The 21,652-nt window shown below is 41.9% G+C and carries 16 protein-coding genes; 12 read left to right on the forward strand and 4 right to left on the reverse strand.

What is annotated here, in order from left to right:
• The first annotated feature begins 146 nt into the window (after nucleotides 1-146).
• From IGI84_RS05830 to IGI84_RS05840, 3 genes are read left to right on the forward strand one after another with little or no spacing between them, the layout of a single operon-like run.
• The gene (locus IGI84_RS05830) at nucleotides 147-1,268 is read left to right on the forward strand and encodes an exonuclease SbcCD subunit D (protein ID WP_200125168.1); all 1,122 of its coding nucleotides are present in this window, start codon (nucleotides 147-149) and stop codon (nucleotides 1,266-1,268) included.
• 2 nt (nucleotides 1,269-1,270) lie between these two features.
• On the forward strand, nucleotides 1,271-4,399 hold the full coding sequence (locus IGI84_RS05835) for an SbcC/MukB-like Walker B domain-containing protein (RefSeq protein WP_200125166.1): 3,129 nt from the start codon (nucleotides 1,271-1,273) through the stop codon (nucleotides 4,397-4,399).
• A 16-nt stretch (nucleotides 4,400-4,415) separates the two neighbouring features.
• Nucleotides 4,416-7,580, forward strand: coding sequence for an SNF2 helicase associated domain-containing protein (locus tag IGI84_RS05840; protein ID WP_430600883.1), 3,165 nt, complete (start codon nucleotides 4,416-4,418; stop codon nucleotides 7,578-7,580).
• 47 nt (nucleotides 7,581-7,627) lie between these two features.
• Here IGI84_RS05840 and IGI84_RS05845 read toward each other — a convergent pair whose 3' ends face one another.
• Nucleotides 7,628-8,362, reverse strand: a complete 735-nt coding sequence (locus IGI84_RS05845) for an HAD family hydrolase (RefSeq protein WP_077452522.1) — start codon at nucleotides 8,360-8,362, stop codon at nucleotides 7,628-7,630.
• A 244-nt stretch (nucleotides 8,363-8,606) separates the two neighbouring features.
• On the opposite strand from IGI84_RS05845, the gene IGI84_RS05850 reads away from it, so the two are divergent.
• The 5 genes from IGI84_RS05850 (at nucleotide 8,607) to pepF (ending at nucleotide 15,224) form a co-directional block, all read left to right on the forward strand.
• The gene (locus IGI84_RS05850; RefSeq protein WP_077452521.1) at nucleotides 8,607-10,343 is read left to right on the forward strand and encodes an ABC transporter ATP-binding protein; all 1,737 of its coding nucleotides are present in this window, start codon (nucleotides 8,607-8,609) and stop codon (nucleotides 10,341-10,343) included.
• Nucleotides 10,344-11,044: 701 nt separating this feature from the next.
• The gene (gene spxA / locus IGI84_RS05855) at nucleotides 11,045-11,443 is read left to right on the forward strand and encodes a transcriptional regulator SpxA (protein ID WP_003127030.1); all 399 of its coding nucleotides are present in this window, start codon (nucleotides 11,045-11,047) and stop codon (nucleotides 11,441-11,443) included.
• 152 nt (nucleotides 11,444-11,595) lie between these two features.
• Entirely contained in the window at nucleotides 11,596-12,246 is a 651-nt protein-coding gene (locus IGI84_RS05860) for an adaptor protein MecA (protein WP_077452520.1), read from the forward strand.
• Nucleotides 12,247-12,347: 101 nt separating this feature from the next.
• Nucleotides 12,348-13,346 carry a competence protein CoiA gene (locus IGI84_RS05865; protein WP_200125162.1) on the forward strand — a complete coding sequence of 333 codons (999 nt, stop codon included), beginning with the start codon at nucleotides 12,348-12,350 and terminating at the stop codon, nucleotides 13,344-13,346.
• Nucleotides 13,347-13,406: 60 nt separating this feature from the next.
• A complete protein-coding gene (pepF, locus tag IGI84_RS05870; protein WP_077452518.1) occupies nucleotides 13,407-15,224 on the forward strand; it encodes an oligoendopeptidase F in 1,818 nt (605 codons plus the stop codon).
• 131 nt (nucleotides 15,225-15,355) lie between these two features.
• Here the strand turns inward: pepF and IGI84_RS05875 are convergent, their stop codons facing one another.
• Complete coding sequence (locus IGI84_RS05875; protein WP_077452517.1) at nucleotides 15,356-16,012, reverse strand: DsbA family protein; 657 nt, start codon at nucleotides 16,010-16,012, stop codon at nucleotides 15,356-15,358.
• Between the two features lie 108 nt (nucleotides 16,013-16,120).
• The gene (locus IGI84_RS05880) at nucleotides 16,121-16,696 is read right to left on the reverse strand and encodes a CYTH domain-containing protein (protein ID WP_200125158.1); all 576 of its coding nucleotides are present in this window, start codon (nucleotides 16,694-16,696) and stop codon (nucleotides 16,121-16,123) included.
• Nucleotides 16,697-16,891: 195 nt separating this feature from the next.
• On the opposite strand from IGI84_RS05880, the gene IGI84_RS05885 reads away from it, so the two are divergent.
• Genes IGI84_RS05885 through mgtE form a run of 4 tightly spaced genes read left to right on the forward strand, consistent with a single transcriptional unit; the run spans nucleotide 16,892 to nucleotide 20,649 of the window.
• Complete coding sequence (locus IGI84_RS05885; RefSeq protein ID WP_077452515.1) at nucleotides 16,892-17,560, forward strand: GTP pyrophosphokinase; 669 nt, start codon at nucleotides 16,892-16,894, stop codon at nucleotides 17,558-17,560.
• A 5-nt stretch (nucleotides 17,561-17,565) separates the two neighbouring features.
• Entirely contained in the window at nucleotides 17,566-18,363 is a 798-nt protein-coding gene (locus tag IGI84_RS05890; protein ID WP_170920136.1) for an NAD kinase, read from the forward strand.
• A gap of 4 nt (nucleotides 18,364-18,367) precedes the next feature.
• Nucleotides 18,368-19,267 (forward strand): RluA family pseudouridine synthase, encoded by a 900-nt coding sequence (locus tag IGI84_RS05895; protein WP_081118448.1) that lies wholly within the window; start codon nucleotides 18,368-18,370, stop codon nucleotides 19,265-19,267.
• A gap of 17 nt (nucleotides 19,268-19,284) precedes the next feature.
• Nucleotides 19,285-20,649 (forward strand): magnesium transporter, encoded by a 1,365-nt coding sequence (mgtE, locus tag IGI84_RS05900; RefSeq protein WP_081118449.1) that lies wholly within the window; start codon nucleotides 19,285-19,287, stop codon nucleotides 20,647-20,649.
• A gap of 59 nt (nucleotides 20,650-20,708) precedes the next feature.
• Here the strand turns inward: mgtE and IGI84_RS05905 are convergent, their stop codons facing one another.
• On the reverse strand, nucleotides 20,709-21,545 hold the full coding sequence (locus IGI84_RS05905) for an AraC family transcriptional regulator (protein ID WP_081118450.1): 837 nt from the start codon (nucleotides 21,543-21,545) through the stop codon (nucleotides 20,709-20,711).
• Between the last annotated feature and the right edge of the window lie 107 nt (nucleotides 21,546-21,652).

The raw sequence follows: 21,652 nt of genomic DNA on the forward strand, positions 1-21,652 counted from the left end.
AAAAAACATTTCAACATAATGATGTCAGGTGTTCGCTATTTTTATCAAAAATGGGTGGTAAATGAAATTTCGCTGGAAGAGAGATGTCGAACTATCAGGGAAAGTGGTATAATGATTGGAAGGATATTTTTTAAGAAGGTGAAGAAATGCGCTTTATACATACAGCTGATTGGCACATCGGAAAAAAACTACATGGCTATGATCTGCTGGAAGACCAACGAGCAATCATTGATCAAATCATAGCGCTAGCAAGAACAGAAAAGGTCGATGCCATCGTCATTGCGGGGGACCTTTATGATCGTTCTGTTCCTGCTGTTGATGCAGTCAAATTACTAAATGAAAAAATCGCTGAAATCAATTTAACGAATGAACTGCCATTATTGGCTATCTCAGGAAACCATGATAGCCCAACGCGGCTAGAAACCGGCAGTCAGTGGTTTCAACAAACACGTTTTTATCTGTCCACTAGCATCGAACAAAGTTTACAACCGGTTGAGTTTGACGATACACAATTCTTTTTACTGCCTTATTTCGAACCGATCGAGGCCCGGATATTTTTTGACGAACCGTTAATGAAAATTTCAGATAGTGTCCAAAGAGTGATTGAGGAGATGACCAAGCACTTTGATTCGTCAAAAAAACAAGTGTTAGTGACCCATTTTTTTGTGGCGGGCGCTAGCCAAACGGATTCTGAAACGAAAATTCAAGTTGGCGGATTGGACAGTGTGCCGACCACCGCTTTTGCACCTTTTGATCGGGTGGTTTTAGGCCATTTACATGCCAATACGGCTCTGAAACATCCGAAAATCGGCTACAGCGGCTCACCGCTGAAATTTTCTCTTTCTGAACGGACGAACCAAAAAGGGATCTATCTTGTTGATACCGTAAAAGATACCAATGAATTTATTCCGCTGACACCAAAAAGGGATATCCAGCAGCTGACGGCGTCCTTTGAGGAGTTGATTGATCCGGTTTTTTACCGTGATCTGGATCGTGAGGCGTTTTGGCATTTTCTGCTGACGGATCGTGCTGTGATCCCAAATATGATGAATCAGTTGCGAAAAATTTATCCGTTTGTTTTATCTGTCGAACGGTTGAATGGACGGGAACAGACAAAAAAAAGACAATTAACGACACGAGAAACCGATCCACAGACTTTGATCAGTCATTTCTTTCAAGAGATGACAGGAGATTCATTGCTCGATTCACAAACCAAATGGATCGAACAAGGGTTAAATGAAGCATTTGTCGTGGAAAAGAGGGAATAGTCATGCAACCAAAGTCTTTACAAATGAAAAATTTTGGGCCATTCATCGATGAAAAATTGGATTTCAGTCAGCTGCAAGCTGGCGGGTTGTTTTTGATCAGCGGTAAAACTGGTGCAGGAAAAACGACGATTTTCGATGGCATGACATTTGCCTTATTTGGTGAAACATCGGGGAATCTGCGTTCAGGCAAAGAAATGCGTTCGATGTTTGCTTCACCAACCGAAGAGACCAGCGTCACCTTTACTTTTGAACATCAGCGTTTTACCTACCAGATCCAACGGAAACCGGAACAAACGTTAGCAAAAAAACGTGGTGACGGGGTCACCAACCAAACGGCAAAAGTTCAATTGACGATTTTTGACGCAGATGGCAAAGAGAAAAAGCAGATCAGTAAACGGACAGAGGTTGATGCGTTTATCAAGGATCTGCTGCAACTGGATGCCAAACAGTTTTTTCAAATCATGATGTTGCCGCAAGGAGAATTTCGTAATTTTCTGATTGCTAGCAGTAATGAGAAAGAACGCGTTTTGCGAAATCTATTTGGTACGGAAATGTACCAGCAATTTAATGAATGGCTAAAAGAACAAGTCAAAGCGCAAAGCAGAAAGCTTGAACAGCAGCAACTAGTCGCTTCGCAGATCATGGAGCGTTTTGAATGGGAAGAAGAGCAGGAAGTTTTAACGGTTGCGGAATGTCTGACTTTGTGGGGGCAAGATTTAGAAAAACAACAGATCCAACTTCAGCAGTTATTGCAGAGAAAAGACCAGACAATGCAAGAAATGAAAGCTGCGCAAGAGGCTTTTTACCGTGCAAAAGAAATCGAAAATGCGCGGATCGAAAGGCAAGGTCTACAAGAAAAAGCCCGAGAGCTGCATGCTAAAAAAACCGAGATCGCTCAGAAAAAAGCCCAGTTGAACCAGTTGGTGTGGGCGCTTGATCATCAAGAAATCATGCAGCAAAAAGAAGAACGAGTGAAAGAAGCACAGCAAGCTGCTCAGCAAATCAACGAAACAAAGCAGCAACTGCAAGAAATTCAGCAGCAACAAATAAGCTGGCAAGACCAACGATCGTTGATTGACGGCATCAAGAAAAAACAGGAAGCTGCTAGTCAAAAAGTTCAACGAATCCAGCAGCAGATCCCGCTAGCACAGCGCACACAAGCCCAGCAAGAGGAAGTGGCGCAGCTTGAAAAAGCCGCACAACAACAGACCATCGAGTTAACGAAAATAAATCAAGCGCAAGCAAGTGCCAAAACGCAAGCACAGCATCTTGCAGAAGAAATCGACACCTTGCGAGGGTTTCAAGCAGAAGCGGTGAAATTGGTAGAAACGCAGGCTCAGGTAGAAAAATGGCAGCAGGCAAAAATGCTGTTTCGTGAAGCCGAGCAAAAAGCAGGGGAACAGCAACAAATTCATTCGGAGTTGGTTCTTGAACAACAGCAATTAGCAGCATCCTTGCTGGAGCTGCAAAAAACGTTAAAACAAGAAACCAGTCAAAATGCTCGAATGCAAATTGCTCGGCTTCGTCTTTTGCTGGAAGAAAATGAACCCTGTCCGGTTTGCGGATCATTGGATCATCCGAATACACAGGAGCACACGACCTATCGCATCGAAGACATCATTGCCAGTGAACAAAGACTTGAGCAAACACAAGAAAAATTGACGAAGATCCAGCAGCAAGTATCGGCAAATCAAACGCTGCAGGAGCAAGCCACATTGCGAATCAGCGAATGGCAAGCCACCAGTGCTGCTGCGCAGAAGCAAGTGGAATTAGCTTGGACTGCAGTTCAACAGGCATTTGCTGCCTTGCAGCCGATAGAAAGCCAAGAGGCGATTACCGAGGAAACGACGGTAGCGGAACTAAAGAAACGGCAATCGTTTAATCAACAAAAAGCCGCTTCTTATGAAGAAGCGCAGAAGAAACATCAGGCAGTAAATGAGCAGCTAGCAACATTCAACGAGTCCTATCAGCAAGTCAGTGAGCAAGTGAAAAAAGCTCAAGAAGCGCGCCAGCTTGCGGAGGGGAAATTGGCTTCTTTACAGGAACAACTTGCAGGCGCAACGTATGAACAATTACAAGCTGATTTAGGAGAAACCAATGGTTTACTAATGGAATATACGCAACAAATCGAGGCGGATGCCCGACAAGAAGCGCAGATAAACGAGCAACAAGCGATCCTATCAGAGAAGCTGAAAAATCTGCAGCAATTTTTTGAAGAAAAGCAAGCGGCTAAGACAAAAGCAGAACAACGACTGACGCAGCGACTCCAAGAAGCTGGTATGACTGAAGAAACGATGCGGGACTTGATTGCCCAAGCCCCTCAAACAACCGTTCTCTCAGAAGAAATCAAAACCTATGAGCAAGAAACGGCGTTTGTTCAGCAGCGGCTAGCATTGTTAGATGCGCAGTTAAAAGAGCAAGCTACGATAGATTTAAACCAATTGGAAACGGCCTACCTTCAGTTGCAGACTGTGATGGAGGAATTGCAGCAAAAAACAGTCCGCAAACAGGAGAAAGTCAATGGCAATCAACGGTTGTTTGACGAGTTGCAAGTCATTTATCAGCAAAATGTCGAAGAACTTGCCCAATTAGGCCAACTTCAGCAATTAGCAGAAACCATCAATGGTGAAAACGTCAAAAAAACCAGTTTGGAACGGTATGTACTACAGCAATTTTTGACGGAGATCTTAGATGTCGCCAACGAACGCTTGGCCCGTTTGACCCGCGGCCGTTATCAATTTGAATTAGCAGATAAAGTCGGGAGCTATCGGAGCTCAACAGGATTAGAGATCGATATCTATGACGATAATGCCGGTCAAGTCAGAAGAGCCCATACGCTGTCAGGTGGCGAAAGCTTTATTGCAGCCTTAGCGTTGGCGATCTCTTTGGCAGATGTGATCCAGCAACGAGCTGGCGGGATTGAGATCGAAGCACTCTTCATCGATGAAGGCTTTGGCTCGCTTGATGAAGAATCATTGGAAATGGCGATGGAAGCATTAGAAATGATCGAAAATGAAGGTCGCATGATTGGAATCATCAGTCATGTTCGAGAATTGCGGGCAAGAATCCTGCAACAAGTTTTCGTAGAGACTAACGGCAGCGGGCAAAGCCGGATCCGAATAAAAGAATAAGGAGAGGAGGGCTCTTATGAAGTGGAGTATTCCAGAAAAAGTAATCGAGCGAGGTAGAACCTACGTTAATGAAGGTCGTGTCTTGTCTGTCACACCGGATAAAGAGAAAAATGTGTGGCACGCAGAAGTACTAGGAACAGAATTGTATTTAGTTACTTTGGATGCTACTGCCAAAGAAGTGGATTATTGCCAATGTCCTTATTGGGAAGAGCACCATTATTGCAAACATACGGTGGCCGTCGAACTCTATTTACGCAAACAAGGAAAAGCACGAAAAATCAATGAACAAACCCCCATCAAAAAAGCCTTTTCTGCTTCAGAGATGTTTTCCAATGGTTTTGCCCGCTTAAACAGCGAAAAAGAAGCGAGTAAACCGTTACAGATTGAATTTCGGGTAGATACGATTGCGACAAATCCATATCACCAAGAGATGGATATTTTAGGCGTCTCTTTGAAGGTCGGGCATCGTGGCACGGCCAGGAATTATGTCGTCAAAGACATTTACAAATTTTTACAGATGTATCAAGAAAACAAGCACTATACGGCCAATAAGCAACAGACCTTTTTCCTTTCTGCGGATGCCTTTGATGAGAAAAATCAAGCTTTATTAAATCGATTGGCAGGAATCGCGCAAACCCAGCAATTAATGGGGCAAGCCGGCATTCAAATCAATGGCAAACTTGACAAAAAATACTTGCTGCTGCCCGTTGAATTCGGCCAGGAACTGCTATTGCAATTCAATGATGTCTATACGCAAATCACCATTGGTGAAACCAAGGTCAGCCAAGTAGACTTCCAATCGGGGGAACCATTGACGTTTTCAGTCACAAAAGAAGCGGATCATTTTCCGCTGCAGTTCGTAAAAGACTTCGACCACTTACTTAGTTATTATAACTGGGGGCTGTTGGACGGAACCTTTTATGAATTGACTGTCGAGCAAAAGGAGATCTATGTCACGATGCAGCAGCTGTTTAAACGGTTTGAACAGCCGATCATTGATTATCCAAAAGAAGAGCTGGCGAATCTCTTTATGAAAGTTTTGCCTTATTTGCGAAAAATTGGGCGTGTCCAAGTGGCTCCTGAGGTTCAAAATGACATCGAAGAATCTGAATTGAAAGCAGTTTTCTCCTTGCGGAAAATCAAAGGTCAAGTAGATCTACAAGTTGATTTTACTTATGGAGAAGTCGTTTTTTCAAGTGATGAAAAACATCAATACATGCCAGAAAATCATCCAGAGATTTTACGTGATTTCCAACAAGAAGCACGGATCGAAGCCATTATTGAAACCTTTGGCTATCAAGCTAGCAGTAAGAACTGGCAAAAAAACCTCCCGATAGGTGAACAACTCTATGCCTTTTTCACAAGAGAGATTCCGGTGTTGAGACAACTAGGTGAAGTTCGCATCGGCAAGAAGCTGCGGGAACTCTATCTTGATGCCCAACATCATCGTCCAGAAATCGTCATCGAAGAAAATGGTTCTTGGTTAGATATCAAGTTTGATGTTAGCGGCATTCAAGAATCAGAGATTAACGATGTTTTGCGGAGTCTGTTGCAATCTGCGCAATTTTATACCACAGAAAATGGGCAAGTCCTTTCATTGGAATCCGAAGAGTTTCAAGAAGCAAGTGCTGCCCTGAAAAAATTGCGTCTTTCACTCGAAGCGAAGGATGGGGCGATCCAAGTTCCTATGAATCAAGGGCTTCTCCTGCAAGAGCAGTTTGCTGATCAAGCCAGCTTTAGCGCGGGCTTTCAGCAAATGACGGAAGACTTAATCCACCCAGAAAACTTTGAGGCGCAGCTGCCAGAAAACTTGCATGCTGAGTTGCGGCAATACCAAGAAGTTGGCTTTCGTTGGTTAAAAATGTTGAGCCATTATCAATTTGGCGGTATTCTTGCCGATGAAATGGGGTTAGGGAAGACCGTTCAGACGATCAGCTACTTACTTTCAGAAAAACAAGAGAAACAAAAGTTGAATGCATTGATCGTGGCACCTGCCAGTCTAACGTTCAACTGGCAACAAGAGATCAAACGGTTTGCGCCGACGATTTCAGCGACTGTCATCAGCGGAACGAAAGAAGAGCGCGAAGGGCAGATGGCGCAGCCAGCGGACGTTCGCATCACTTCTTATGCAAGTTTGCGGCAAGATATTGATGCCTATCAAGCACTAGATCTGACTTGTTTGATTTTAGATGAAGCGCAAATGGTCAAAAACAGTGCGACCAAAACGGCACAGGCCTTGCGATCCTTGGAAGTTCCACAGCGGTTCGCCCTCAGTGGCACACCAATCGAGAACAATCTAGAAGAATTGTGGTCCTTGTTCCAAATGATTATGCCAGGCTTTTTCCCGAACAAACAGAAATTTAAAGAACTGTCCACACAAGAAATTGCGAAAATGATCAAACCTTTTATTTTGCGAAGAGACAAAAAATCCGTGCTGCATGATTTGCCGCAAAAATTGGAGACAAATTATTACAGTGTCCTTACAGAAGAACAAAAGAAAATCTATTTGGCGTACTTGCGGCAAATGCGGGAAGAAATCGCGCAAATGGATTCTACGTCTTTCCGTAAAAATCGAATCAGTATCTTAGCTGGTTTGACTCGACTGCGGCAAATCTGTTGCGACCCACGATTATTCGTGGAGGATTATGAAGGTTCTTCTGGGAAACTTGAACAGGTAAAAGATTTACTCTTAGCAGCCAAAGAAAATGGCCGTCGTGTGCTGCTATTTTCTCAATTCACTAGCATGCTTTCGATCATTGAAGAAGAGCTAGCTCAAGAAGGGTTTGAATCCTTTTATTTGCGCGGCAGTACCCCGCCACAAGATCGTTTGACGATGGTCGATGCCTTCAATAGTGGTGAAAAAGATGTCTTCTTGATCTCATTAAAAGCAGGAGGAACAGGACTGAATCTGACCGGTGCAGACACTGTAATCTTATACGATTTGTGGTGGAACCCGGCGGTGGAAGAACAAGCCGCTGGACGAGCCCATCGGATCGGTCAAAAAAATGTTGTCGAAGTCTGGCGAATGATTGCTGAAGGAACCATTGAAGAACGAATGGATGCACTGCAACAAGAAAAACGAGAACTTTTCCAAAAAGTGATCCAAGGCAACGAAACACAGCTGCAACAAATGACCGAAGAAGATATTCGTCTGATTTTGAGTATCGGTGAAGAAAATTAGTCAATCAAAAAGATGGACCTACCGCAGGAGCGAAGGTCCATCTTTTTTTAGTTATACATGTATGCAGGCACTTGCATTAGTGTGTCAATACTGTCTTGCAGCTGTGAGAAAGCAGTGATCGACACATCTGGCAAATCTTCCAATCCATTAGGCGCTTGACGGAGACGATGATTGAACCACAAGGCTTGCCACCCGGCTTTTTTGCAGCCGACCACGTCATTATCAAAATTGTCACCAACGTACAGTGTCGTTTCTGGATCAAGAGCAAAGTCGGTTTCTGCCAATTGGAAAATTTCTAGTTGCGGCTTTTGATAGCCAGTTGCTTGGGAAATGATCATATGCTCTGGTTTGATCCATCGAGTCAATTGCAACTGATCCAATTTCTTTTGTTGATGGTCGGTGGGACCGTTAGTAATAATCCCTAACTTGATTGGTAATTTAGACAAATAGTTCAAGGTTGACTCAACTTCAGGATGTAGCGTAATGGCATCTAGTTCTTGTTCATAACACAGCTGGAATTTACAGCTTTCTTCCATTTTAATAGGTAAGTACCCTAAATCCGTTAATGAATGCGTCAGTCGGTGATAGCGAAAATGATCTAGTGTCCATTCATTGGCCAATACCCGTCCAAACTGCTCATCACTGTGCACCCGAAACCGTAAGTATAGAGCGGTTAGATCTTTGGGGGCAATTTGTGGGAAGCATGAGGTTACGGCATTACGAAATGGTTGCTGCTGGTCATATAAGGTATCATCGACATCAAAAAGAATACTAGTGATCACAAGAGACACGCCTTTCAGAGTTAGTGAAAATTTTCAGTTTGTTTTCGAATCAATCATAAGCTATTATGACTCTAAAAAAAAGAGGGAAAACCTTGTGAAATAAAGGTTTTATTTACTATTTTTAGAAATCCGCGTCTTGATAGGTTTTCAAAATTATAGTGAATTTTACCCATTTTCACATGTTTCTCATTTTGCATTTCTTCAAAGAGTTGCTTATAATGAAAGCTATTGAGGAGGGGGAAATGTGTTAAAAAGGTTTTTCCGTTATTATCGACCGTATCGGTCACTATTTATGTTGGATTTTACTTGTGCGGTATTTGCTGGTTTATTAGAACTGGCCTTTCCCGTAGCCGTCAACCAAGTAATCGATAAGATCATGCCCCAGAACAACTTTCGCCTGATACTATTGGCATGCTTAGGCTTGTTCTTGTTTTATGTGATCAATACTGTGTTGCAATATATCGTAGTTTTTTATGGTCATAAACTTGGGGTCAATATTGAGACAGATATGCGTCAAGAACTGTTTCGACATCTGCAAACGCAATCTTTTGAATATTATGACAATCAAAAGACTGGCAAGCTGATCAGTCGTTTGACTACGGATCTCTTTGAAATTTCTGAAGTCGCTCACCATGGGCCAGAAGATGTTTTTATTACCATCATGACTTTAGTCGGTTCATTCCTATTGATGTTAAATATGCATGTTCAATTAGCGGTAGCGACATTTGCGTTGATTCCATTGATTACGATCGCCTTAGTTTTTTTCAATAAGAAAATGACCAAAGTCAACACACAGATCTATGACAACCTCGGTGAGTTCAACGCCGGAGTGGAAGCATCTGTCAGCGGCATTCGGGTGACTCAATCGTTTGCCAATGAAACGTTCGAACACAAACGCTTTGATGGATTGAGCGAAATCTATCGTCAATCAAAGATCCTTTTTTATAAGGTAATGGCGATCAGTTCAGCGTACAATTACTTCCTGATTCGCTTGATCAACTTGTTTGCTCTGATTTTTGGTGCTTACTACGTGATTCGCGGTGAACTGACGAATGGCCAGTTTGTAGGGTTTATTTTATTGTCGAATGTCTTTGTTAGACCAATTGAGAAGGTCAATACGATGATCGAGAGTTATCCCAAAGGAATCGCCGGCTTCAAACGATTGACGGAAGAATTGGATAAAGAACCGACGATCAAAGACAAACCAGGGGCACGGGCCGTTCAATCATTAAAAGGAGATATCGTCTACCATGATGTTTCTTTTTCTTATGCGGATGCGACAAAAGTCTTGAATCACATCAATTTGTCGATCAAAGCCGGCGAGACGATCGCCTTCGTAGGACAAAGTGGTTCAGGGAAAACCACGTTATGCAATCTCTTGCCACGTTTTTATGAAGTCACGGAAGGTGCTATTACGATCGATGACATCAATATTCAGGAGATGACCTTGGCTTCTTTACGTCAGCAGATTGGGACTGTCCAGCAAGATGTCTTTCTTTTCCCAGGAACGATTCGAGAAAATATTGCATATGGCAAACTCGATGCAACAGAAGAAGAGATTCTAAAGGCAGTCAAGTTAGCACACTTGGAAAAAGTCATCGATCAAATGACAGATGGGTTGGATACAGTCATTGGTGAACGAGGAGTCAAATTATCCGGTGGCCAAAAGCAGCGGGTAGCGATTGCTCGGATGTTCTTGAAAAATCCGCCGATTTTGATATTAGATGAAGCAACATCAGCGTTAGATACGGAAACCGAGCAAGTGATTCAAGAATCCTTGAATTCATTGGCAGATGGTCGCACAACCTTGATCATTGCTCATCGTCTTGCGACGATCAAACATGCAACACGAATCATTGTCGTTAGTGAAAAAGGCATCTTGGAAGAAGGAACCCATGAAGAATTGATGGCGAAAAGGGGACATTATCGCGCATTGCATGATGCGCAATTCGCTCGTGATGGGGAACCGTCTCTCTCATAGAAAAAAGGAACGATCCATTCAAGAAAGCCCTAGCCTTTTTATGTTTTGTCAGGAAAAAGCATAAAAAGACGGGCTTCTTGGGTTGATCGTTTTTCACTAAATTTTTGTGAGAAACCCTTTTCATTTATAAGCAGATATTCATTTCTCCTGCTGTTTTAATGTCGATTATGACAGAAATGCTTGTATGGTTTTCTGATTAAAAAGGAATGTGATACAATTGAATCAAGATTGAAGGGATGAGTTGAAAATCTTCTCCGAAAAAAATAACATATATTTTTATTGTAGCCCTGTCGGTTTGAAGGCAACAATGGTTCGTGAAATTTTTCCTTTGAAAACGATTGAGCCATGGACTTGGTTTTTCTCCTTGTATTTTGATTACACATGTAATTACAGATAGAAAATTAAAAAACGCGCGATTCAACTAAAAGAGTATTTTAATATTCTGACATCTTTTTGATACACCTTTGACACACTGTTGTATAAAAGAAGTAATATTAAAAAAAAATTTGAGTTTTCTCATTTAAAAACAAAGTTTTTGAGTGAAACCTTTTGCCTAAGAGGTTTCGCTTTTAATATAACTTTCGAGTTTTATTAAAAAATATGAGATTTAGACTAGATTTTTTTTAGTTAAACCTGTATAATTGAAATCAAGCGAGGGAACAGGACTTGCTTGATTGAAAATTAAAAAGGAGAGATGCACGTTGTTGACACTATACACTTCCCCAAGTTGCACATCTTGTCGCAAAGCTCGTGCGTGGTTACAAGAGCACGAAATCCCTTTTGTTGAAAGAAATATTTTTTCAGAACCGTTAAATATTTCTGAGCTTAAGGCAATTCTACAGATGACAGAAGATGGCACAGAAGAAATTATTTCCACCAGATCCAAAGTATTCCAAAAGTTGAATATGGATCTAGATGACCTGCCCCTAAAAGATTTATTGACACTTGTTCAAGAAAATCCAGGATTATTGCGTCGGCCAATCATGATTGATGAAAAACGATTGCAAGTTGGGTTTAACGAAGATGAAATTCGTCGGTTCTTACCAAGGGATGTTCGCCAACTGGAACTAAGACAAGCGCAATTAATGGCAGGCTTATAAATTTGACTTCATCGACTCGCTTTCTCGTAGAAAGTGAGTCTTTTTTTGAGTTTTTACGTTTTTCTTAAGAGGATATTCGTTTTCTCTTTACTTTTTATCAGGTTTCGATACAATGAACCTATAGTGAGTAGCAAAAGTGAGGTGTAGCTAATATGGAAATGGAACATATCAATGAGAACACCATTCGTGTATTGATCAAAAGTGAAGACTTAGCTGCGAGAGGCATCACTTTTCTTGACCTTCTAGGAAATCACAATGAAATTGAAAACTTCTTTTACAGTATTCTTGAAGAAGTTGATATTGACGAAGAATTTAAAGGCAGTGAAGCTGTAACTTTCCAAGTCTTGCCTAAAGGCGATGGGTTAGAATTGTTTATTAGCAAAAATCTTCCACCAGAAGGAATGGAAAATTTTGATGAGATGAACGATGAAGCGAATGAAGACATTACCGATATGTTGAAAAAACATGTGGCGGCTCAATTACAAGAGTCGGAGCAAGCAGAAGATATCGGCAATCGTTTTGTATTCGAGTTGTTGCGATTCGAAGATATGATTCAATTGGCATCCGAAGTATATTTGGATTCTGTTGCAACCAATCTTTACCAAATGGGCAACCATTATTATATTGAAATTCGATTCATGGATGCAGATGTTACTGATATTGAAGTGGAAAATGCACTTTCTTATTTGATGGAGTTTGCTCAGCGGACGTCAGTGACACCAGAGGTTTTATCTGAATACGGTGAGTTGATTATGGAAAACGATGCACTTGAATTGACTCGTTTCTACTTCAAGAATGATTAATGAATGAAAATCATTTCCAGCCAAGGACATTTTGACAATGTTCTTGGCTTTTTCAATTGTGATTAAAGAAAATGGCGTATCTTTTTATTGAGGTGAGCCAGATGCTGAAAGCGTTGAACCAAAGAAAAGAAGTCATTGCAGCGAAAGGGAGAAAGAAATCATCGGGCCCTTTTTATTGCCCAGGATGTCAGAAAGAAGTGATTTTGAGGCAGGGACCAAAGCGACAGCCCCACTTTGCCCATCAAACCAGTACTGATTGTCAGACGTACAGTGAAGGGGAAACGAAGGAACATTTGGAAGCAAAACAACTTTTGTTTGAGTGGTTTCAAGATACAGGGATTGAGATCGAAGCCTTTTTGCCTAAACTCCAACAGCGTCCTGACCTTTGTTACAAGAATATCGCCATTGAAGTCCAGTGTTCTTCCCTCAAGTTTTCACGATTTCTGGAACGAACCACCACTTATTTAGCAAATGGCTATCAGCCTTGGTGGATCCTCGGAACCAAATTGTATCCGAAACGCCAGTGGTCGTTTTTGGCAAAAGCCTGCTGTACTTATCAGTCTACTGGCTTTTGCTTGTGGCTCATTGATACGCGAAATCAAGCATTAGTGAGGCTTCACCAAATCAAATGGCATTATCAAGAAGGGGTAAGCAGTCGACGAATTGCTACACAAAAAGGGGAGCCTTACAGGAAAGAGACACTTCGACCTTTGTGCGAAACAGAAGGATCGAAGACCCACAATTTTTCTGAATGGGTAGCGACCGATTATCGATTGTGGGTGATTCGAAAACTACGAAATAAACTGCCCAAAATCAGAGAGATTCAAGAAATAGTATACCCGTTGAATGGGAATGTCTCACAGCTGCCTCTGTGGTGCTACTGTGAAAGTCGGTTTGGCATTTTATTTGAACACCGCATACTGATTTTTCGCTTTCTCTATTTAAGTGATTGTCCCATTAGTTTTGAGCAGTGGTTGATCCGGCTGAGGCAGTTGCATTGGCAATGGCACTTTCCTTTGCTTGATCAAAGAGAAATATTGCGAGAAATCTTTCAAGAATGCCAATATTTAGAAAATTCGGTTTCTTTTTCAAGCCAATGATTTGGTTTCGTTGAAAAGTGTGATAAGATATTTTTAACCAATGAACAAGGAGTGAAGGGAATGTCAGAAACAAAACAATTACCAGCACGTGAATCGATCCCAGTCGAAAAAACGTGGGACTTAACGAAAATCTATGCCGATGATGCGGCTTTTGACATAGAATTTCAAGAAATTCAAGCACAGGTCAAAGAAGCCAGCCGTTACCAAGGCACTTTAGCAGACGGTCCGCAAGCCTTTTTAGCCGCTTTAGAATTTGTCTTAGATCTTTCTCGCCGCTTGGAGAAACTGTATGTGTACAGCCATCTAAAAAACGACCAAGACACCGCTAATACGACTTATCAAGGCTTATATGCGAAAGCCAGCAGTTTAGTTGCGCAAGTAAGTGAAGCCGTTGCTTGGTTTGATCCCGAGTTATTGACGATGTCCGATGAAACGATTTGGGGCTATTTCGATCAAGAACCTAAGTTAGCAGTTTATCGTCATATGATCGAAAAAACCATCAACGAGCGGCCCCATGTTTTGCCTGCCGATCAAGAAGCGTTATTGGCCGGTGCTGGCGAAATTTTTGGTGCCCCTGGCAATATTTTCTCTGTTTTAAACAATGCTGACTTGGATTTTCCAGTCGTTGAAGACGAAAATGGGGAAAAAGTGCAGCTGTCACATGGTGTCTACGGTGAGTTGATGGAAAGTACAGATCGCTCTGTTCGAGAAGCGGCCTTTAAAGGTCTCTATGGCGTCTATGAGCAATTCCGTAATACCTTTGCCCAAACCTTAAGTACGAATATCAAAGCCCACAACTTTAAAGCCAAAGCCCGTAAATACGATTCCGCACGCCAAGCCGCTTTGAGTGCCAATCATATTCCTGAAAGTGTCTATGATACGTTAGTGGACGTCGTTAATCAACATTTGCCGTTACTACACCGTTATATGGCATTAAGAAAACGCCTGTTGGCTGTCGACACACTTCATATGTATGATGTGTACACGCCGATTTTAGGGGAAGCACCGATTCGCTACACCTATGAAGAAGCAGTCGAAAAAGCGAAAGAAGCGCTAAAACCATTAGGGGAAGAGTATCTCGCTGTAGTTGAAGAAGCCTTCAGCAATCGGTGGATCGATGTCGTTGAAAACAAAGGCAAACGCAGTGGTGCCTATTCGTCAGGTGCTTATGACACGTTGCCTTATATCTTAATGAACTGGAATGATCGATTGGATCAACTCTTCACCCTTGTTCATGAGATGGGGCACAGTGTGCATAGTTATTTCACAAGGAATAACCAGCCTTATGCCTATGGCGATTATTCGATTTTCTTAGCAGAAATCGCTTCGACGACGAACGAAAATATATTAACGGAATACATGCTTCAGACTGAGACTGATCCACGGGTTAGAGCCTATGTCTTGAATCATTTTCTTGATGGCTTCAAAGGCACGATTTTCCGTCAAACGCAATTTGCCGAGTTCGAGCATTTCATGCACGTAGAAGATGCGAAAGGAACACCGTTGACCAGTGAATTCTTAAGCGAGAATTATGCCGAGTTAAATGCGAAATACTACGGACCATCAGTTGAAAAAGATCCTGAGATTCGTCTCGAATGGTCACGAATCCCTCATTTCTATTACAATTACTATGTCTACCAATATTCAACTGGTTTTTCCGCAGCTTCTGCTTTGGCGAAGAAAATCTTAGCTGGCGAACCGGATGCTTTAACCAACTATTTGAACTATTTGAAAGCCGGACGTAGTGATTATCCAATCGAAGTCATGAAAAAAGCAGGCGTCGATATGACGAAAGCAGATTATATTGAAGATGCGATGAAAGTATTTGAGCAACGCTTGAATGAATTGGAAGCACTCGTTAAAGAAATCGAAGCATAAATGAAACAGTACAAACCAATCCACAATGGATTGGTTTGTTTTTTGTTCGCGCACAATGAAAACGCTGCGCAACGAGCCAAACGTAAAGTCATCGTTTGGCTCGTTGCGCAGCATTGCTATTGAATAGGGTTTCATAAAAGAATCAACCCGCGATCAATTTCATGAATCATGGAAAGTTTTGGTGCTTGTAAGGATTGTGCACTTTGTAAAAATGTATCAAGCTCTGTCGCTGTGCCAAAGATAAGTGGAAGACTTTTTAGCTCTTCTGATCCTTCCAAGAGGACACCATATTCTTCTTCGCTTGAAAAATCATACACCACAGCAGAAGGTGTGATCGTGATGCCCATGTCTTTCGCTACCCTTTGGTCGGTGGCAAAGTTCTTTTTCACTAGCTCAGATGTACGGTCTTCTAAGAACATCTCTAAATCACCGTTCGTTTCTGAAAATAGCTCTTTTACTAAGGTGTCACAATATTCCTGTTTTTCGATCCCTATTCGTTGTTGCAGTTTCAATAAGAAATCCCGAGCAATTTTTTTCCCTTGCAACTGGGCTGCTTTATAGTCCAGTGACGCAGCGTAGATTTGGTTGGTCTGTTCATTACGCAAGACCAAATCCGCCTTGTTCATGGACAAATAGTCCATCGAAACACCTACTGAAAATAAATTAACGAAAGGTAGGATCTGCAAATGGATTTTTTTTCGATTTGTATTTAATCTGTTGAGAATCTCTTTTTCGATATCATAACAAATAGGCCCAATCGGATTAATAAATAAAAATAGTTCGATCATTTGAATCTCTCCCCAATTAAGATTCTTTCGTATCTTGAAAAACAAAATAAGTATGTTTTATTAAATATAGCAAAAAAACGCGAAAAAAGTAAGCAAAAGGGCAGCCTACTATGATTTTTCTTCAACAGCACGAATGATCTTGTTTTTTGCTGGTCGGTAAGGAATATCAAAGGTGTGCAACAACGATTGAAAGGCAAGCTTTCCTTGGAGCGGCTCGCTTACTTCTAGCTCCAATTCATAATCATGTTGCTGACCATACCAGCTTTCATCCAAAGCGAGTAATCCTTCTTTGATCGGGAATTCCGCCCGTCTCGTTTTTAATGCTGCGATCATGCGTAATGAATCAGGTTCGATATTCGCTGTTCTTAAGCGTTGAGCAACTACACCCGTAGATAGAATTTTTTCTGAATCAATTAATGACGCAGCGATTTCCTTCGGTAAAGGATCAGTCGTTTCTAGTAGACCGTGTTCAATGGGGGTCTTTAGTGTTAACTCCGCATGGGTAGTCGTCGTGCGAATACGCAAACCAAATTGCTTTTCCCGCAATTTATGGTCTGCTGTATCAAAGTAATAATTGGTCTGTGTCTTGAAGGCTGTTTCTGATAAATTGTAATAAGTAAGCAACTGGTGGTATTCTTTTTCCGTCAGCATCGTTTTATATTCAATCTCTACTTGTTCGACCATCGATTTTCACTCTCTTTCTATTGCAACCATAGTGTACGCTGTTTCAACTATTCCGTCAAAGAAACTATACAAAGAAAAGCAGCAACGATTGGATCAGACAAAAAATCTTTTGTTTCTGCACTTCTGTCCATTCAGTTTTATTCCAAGAGTATGGTAGAATAAGGGGTATGTTATGAACAGAATCGAGGGAGAAGAATGATTCGAGATTGGGAAGAATTCTTAGCGCCTTATGAACAGGCGGTTTCAGAATTAAAAGTAAAATTAAGAGGCATAAGAAAACAATATCGGGAACAAAACAAACATGTTCCCATTGAATTTGTCACGGGTCGTGTCAAGCCAGTGGATAGTATTTTAACGAAAAGCAAATTACGAGGGATTGCATTGGATCGGCTTGAAGAAGAGATGTCTGATATCGCCGGTTTGCGAATCATGTGTCAATTTGTGGAAGACATTCACCAAGTCGTTGAATTGTTGCGAACACGCAAAGACATGAAAGTCATCATTGAACGGGACTATATCACCAATAAAAAAGCCAGCGGCTATCGTTCGTACCATCTAGTGATCGAGTATCCCGTTCAATTGATCGATGGAGAAAAAATTATTTTAGCGGAGATTCAAATTCGTACACTGGCGATGAATTTTTGGGCAACGATCGAACATTCACTAAACTACAAATACCAAGGAGAATTTCCTGCTGAAATTAGCGAGCGGTTACGACGTTCTGCAGAAGCTGCCTATCAGTTAGATGAAGAGATGTCTAATATTCGTGAAGAGATCCAAGAGGCACAGCGGTTGTTTTCTCATGGGAAAGGCAAGCGTGGCGGACATGACACGCCCAAGTTGCCAAAGGAGGAGACCGAATGAATGGCATCCGCGTGGCAATCGTCCATAATCAAGAAAGTAAGTCAGTAGAAGTGACGAAGCGTTTAACTGTTCTCCTGGAGCAGTCTGAAAACAAGATCGATCAAGAGAACCCTGAATTAGTGATCTCTGTTGGTGGAGATGGCACGCTTCTTTCTGCTTTTCACTTGTACAATCATAAGTTGGATCAAGTGCAGTTTTTAGGGGTCCACACGGGTCACCTCGGCTTTTATACGGACTGGCGAGATTATGAATTGGAAGAATTAGTCGAGTCTTTGTGCAATGACCATCAAAAAAGCGTCAGCTATCCATTATTAGATGTTCGTATCACTTATGCGAATGGCAAACCAGATAAGCATTTCCTTGCACTGAATGAATCAACGATCAAGCGTGGCAATCGCACCATGGTTGCCGATATTTCTATTAAAGAAGACCTCTTTGAAAAATTTCGCGGGGATGGCTTATCGATTTCTACGCCAACCGGTTCAACTGCCTATAACAAAAGTGTTGGTGGTGCAGTCTTGCACCCAAGTATCAATGCCTTTCAATTGGCAGAGATTGCTTCGTTGAACAATCGTGTCTTTCGGACCCTTGGTTCGCCGATCGTCGTGGGTCACCATGAATGGGTCAAAGTGCAACTGCAGCAAAGTACCGACTATTTAGTGACGATCGATCAATTTACCATCGAACAAGAAGAAATCGATGCAATTTATTACCGTATTGCCGATGAACGGATTCATTTTGCGTCTTATCGGCATATGCATTTTTGGAATCGGGTCAAAGATTCCTTTATTGGAGAAGAATGAACTCATGGAATTTACGTATCACTATACCGGCCAAGGGCAGCAAGTCAAATATTTTTTGAAGGAACAAGGAGTATCCAAGGGGTTACTAGCGAAAATCAAATTTCAAGGCGGAAAGATATTTGTGAACGACCACGAGCAAAACGTCTTGTTTTCTTTGGCGCAAAATGATAGGGTAACTATTGTAATTCCTCCTGAAGGGGAACATGAAACGATGCTGCCTGACCCGACACCGATTGAGATCGTGTATGAAGATGCCCATCTATTAGTCGTGAATAAGCCGGCTGGTATCTCATCGATTCCTGCACAATACCATCCGACCGGCACGATGGCTAATCGAGTCAAAGCTTACTATCAAGCGCAACACTATGAAGACCAAGTGATCCATGTAGTGACGCGGTTAGACCGTGACACATCAGGATTGATGCTTTTTGCAAAACATGGCTTTGCCCATGCAAAGATGGATAGCCAGTTACGAAAGAAGCAAGTTGTCAAAAAATATCAAGCCCTCATTGCGGGAGAGCTTTCCGCATTATCCGCCCATAGCGAGATCGATTTGCCTATAGCTCGGGACTTGACCTCGCTTTTGAAACGCAAGGTCAGTGAAGAAGGAAAAGAGGCACGTACGGAGTATTGGCTAAAACAGCGCAATTCAGATTGCGCATTAGTCGACATTCAACTACACACAGGCCGGACACATCAAATAAGGGTCCATTTTTCTGCGATCGGTTGTCCCTTACTAGGAGACGAGATGTATGGGGGATCAATGGCTTTTGGGATCAAACGACAGGCACTTCATTGCTGTCAGCTGCAATTTCAGCATCCCTTTACGAATGAACCGTTGGCTTTTGACCTGCCTTTACCTGCAGACATGGCCGCTGTTTGTTCAGCTATCGTTAAGCAATAACAAATGAGGTGAAGAGATTGGATGAAAATCAAGAATTAACCGAACGGTTTGATCAACTGAATCAAGCATTAAAAGACAATGATATCCAGGGATTTCGTGAGGCATTCTTGGATCTGCATATCTACGAGCAGGGGCAATTCTACCAATCTCTAGAAGCAGACGCTCGACAAATCGTCTATACGTATCTATCGCCGAAAGAATTAGCAGACATGTTTGACGTCATTGAAGAAGACGACGAAAACATGGTGGACTATCTTTCAGAAATGCGTCCGGCATATGCTGCAACGATGTTAGCAGAGATGTATACCGATAACGCTGTCGATCTACTGAATACATTGGACAAGAAACAAACGGCGAAATATTTGAGTCTAATGACGGCTGAAGCCGCTAGCGAGATCAAAGAACTATTGCATTATGAAGATGAAACAGCTGGATCATTGATGACAACCGAGTTTGTTTCCATTGTGGCCAACCAAACGGTTCGTTCAGCGATGTATGTCTTAAAAAATGCCGCCGATGTCGCTGAGACGATTTATTATATTTATGTTGTGGATACTGATAACAAACTTGTTGGGGTTATTTCTCTAAGAGACTTGATCATCAATGATGAAGATACCATGATCGCTGATATTTTAAACGAGCGGGTCATGTCCGTCCATGTTGGAGATGACCAAGAAGATGTCGCTCAGACCTTCCGGGATTATGACTTTCTCGCGCTACCTGTTACCGATTATGACGATCATCTATTAGGGATCGTGACCGTCGATGATATTATCGACGTTATCGATGATGAAGCAGCCAGTGATTACTCTGGTTTGGCAGGGGTCAATGTGGAAGAAGTCAGTGAGAACCCGATCAAGGCGTCTTCGAGACGATTGCCTTGGCTCATCACCTTACTCTTTCTCGGAATGGCCACCGCCAGTTTAATCAGCCATTATGAAGAATTAGTCAGTGAAGCGAGTATTCTCGCTGTCTTTATCTCACTGATTACCGGAACCGCCGGCAATGCCGGTACCCAATCTTTAGCGGTGGCCGTCCGTCGCTTAGCGATCAATGATGACAAAGAAAATAGTTTTATGAAGACAGTGGTCGGTGAAGTGCTGACAGGACTTTTCACAGGAGCTATTACCGGATTAACGATTTTTGCTATCGTGGCCGTCTGGAAACAAAATCCAATTTTAGGTTTTGTCATTGGGATGGCAATGATGTGTGCTATCACAGTAGCCAACTTAGCAGGAAGCTTGATTCCGATGTTAATGGACAAACTTGGGTTTGATCCGGCAGTGGCGAGCGGTCCGTTTATTACGACCCTCAGTGATTTGACCAGTGTCTTGATCTACTTCAACATTGCCAGTCTTTTTATGAACTATTTTATTCAATGAACACAAAATAAAAGCAAGCCGATGATTTTTCTTCCAGTGAAGGATCATTGGCTTGCTTTTTAATTTTTGGGTTTTGGCAACACCCCAGAAGGGGAGACACCATAAAGTTTTTTAAAAGACTTGCTAAAATGATAAGCATCTTGATAGCCAACGGCTGAGGCAACTTCCTTGATCGTGAGGTTGTCATTTTTCAACATATCTTTGGCACGTTTTAAGCGAATTTCGATCAAATAGTTAATGGGGCTGACCCCTGTCGCCTCTTTAAAAATCTTTGAAAGGTACGTCGGGCTAAGAAATTGATCTTGTGCGAGCTTCTCTAACGTGATTTCTTCTTTGTAATGATTTTCCAAATAATAGACGGTATAGTTGACGATCTGTTGTTGTCTTCGTTGGCTTTTGGAAAGGTAAGGAACGACATTGATGTGGTCTTCATTTAGTCCACGTAAAATGTAGACGAGCATCTCCATCAAAACAGCTTTTTGCATCAATTGAAACTCATCCCGCTCTTCACTGCTTTCTCTCACCAACTGCCATGCTTTTTCCAAAACTTGATGATGGTATTTGCCTAGCTCCAACAAGGGATGTTTGTTAGGGAAAAAATTTCGTTTAAACCCTTCCAAAGAAATATTTTTCAAACCAATATGCAGCTGATGAGAGCGAGTGCCCTTAGGCTGCAATTCACAGTGATCGACGCCAGGATTGAAAAGCATGACACTGCCAGCCCGAATTTTTTTCGCTGGTTCTTTTTCAAAATAATACATACTTTCTCCTTCTAACAAGACACTGATTTCTAAAAAGTCATGATGGTGCATTTCTCCATGACTTTCTGATTGCGTCCATGGATCAAAGAGATAGATGATTTCGGGATTGAAGGTCCGAGGGTTAACTAAATTCATGGCTGATTCACTCCAATTGGGTGCCCATTTCCTGTAAAAAAAAGGAATGGTGCTTCTTACTAATATTTTACATCAAAATGAGTAAGAAAAACCATTTAAATCGCTTT

It is taken from the genome of Enterococcus sp. DIV0008 (assembly GCF_050542615.1).
Taxonomy (GTDB): Bacteria; Bacillota; Bacilli; order Lactobacillales; family Enterococcaceae; genus Enterococcus_D; species Enterococcus_D innesii.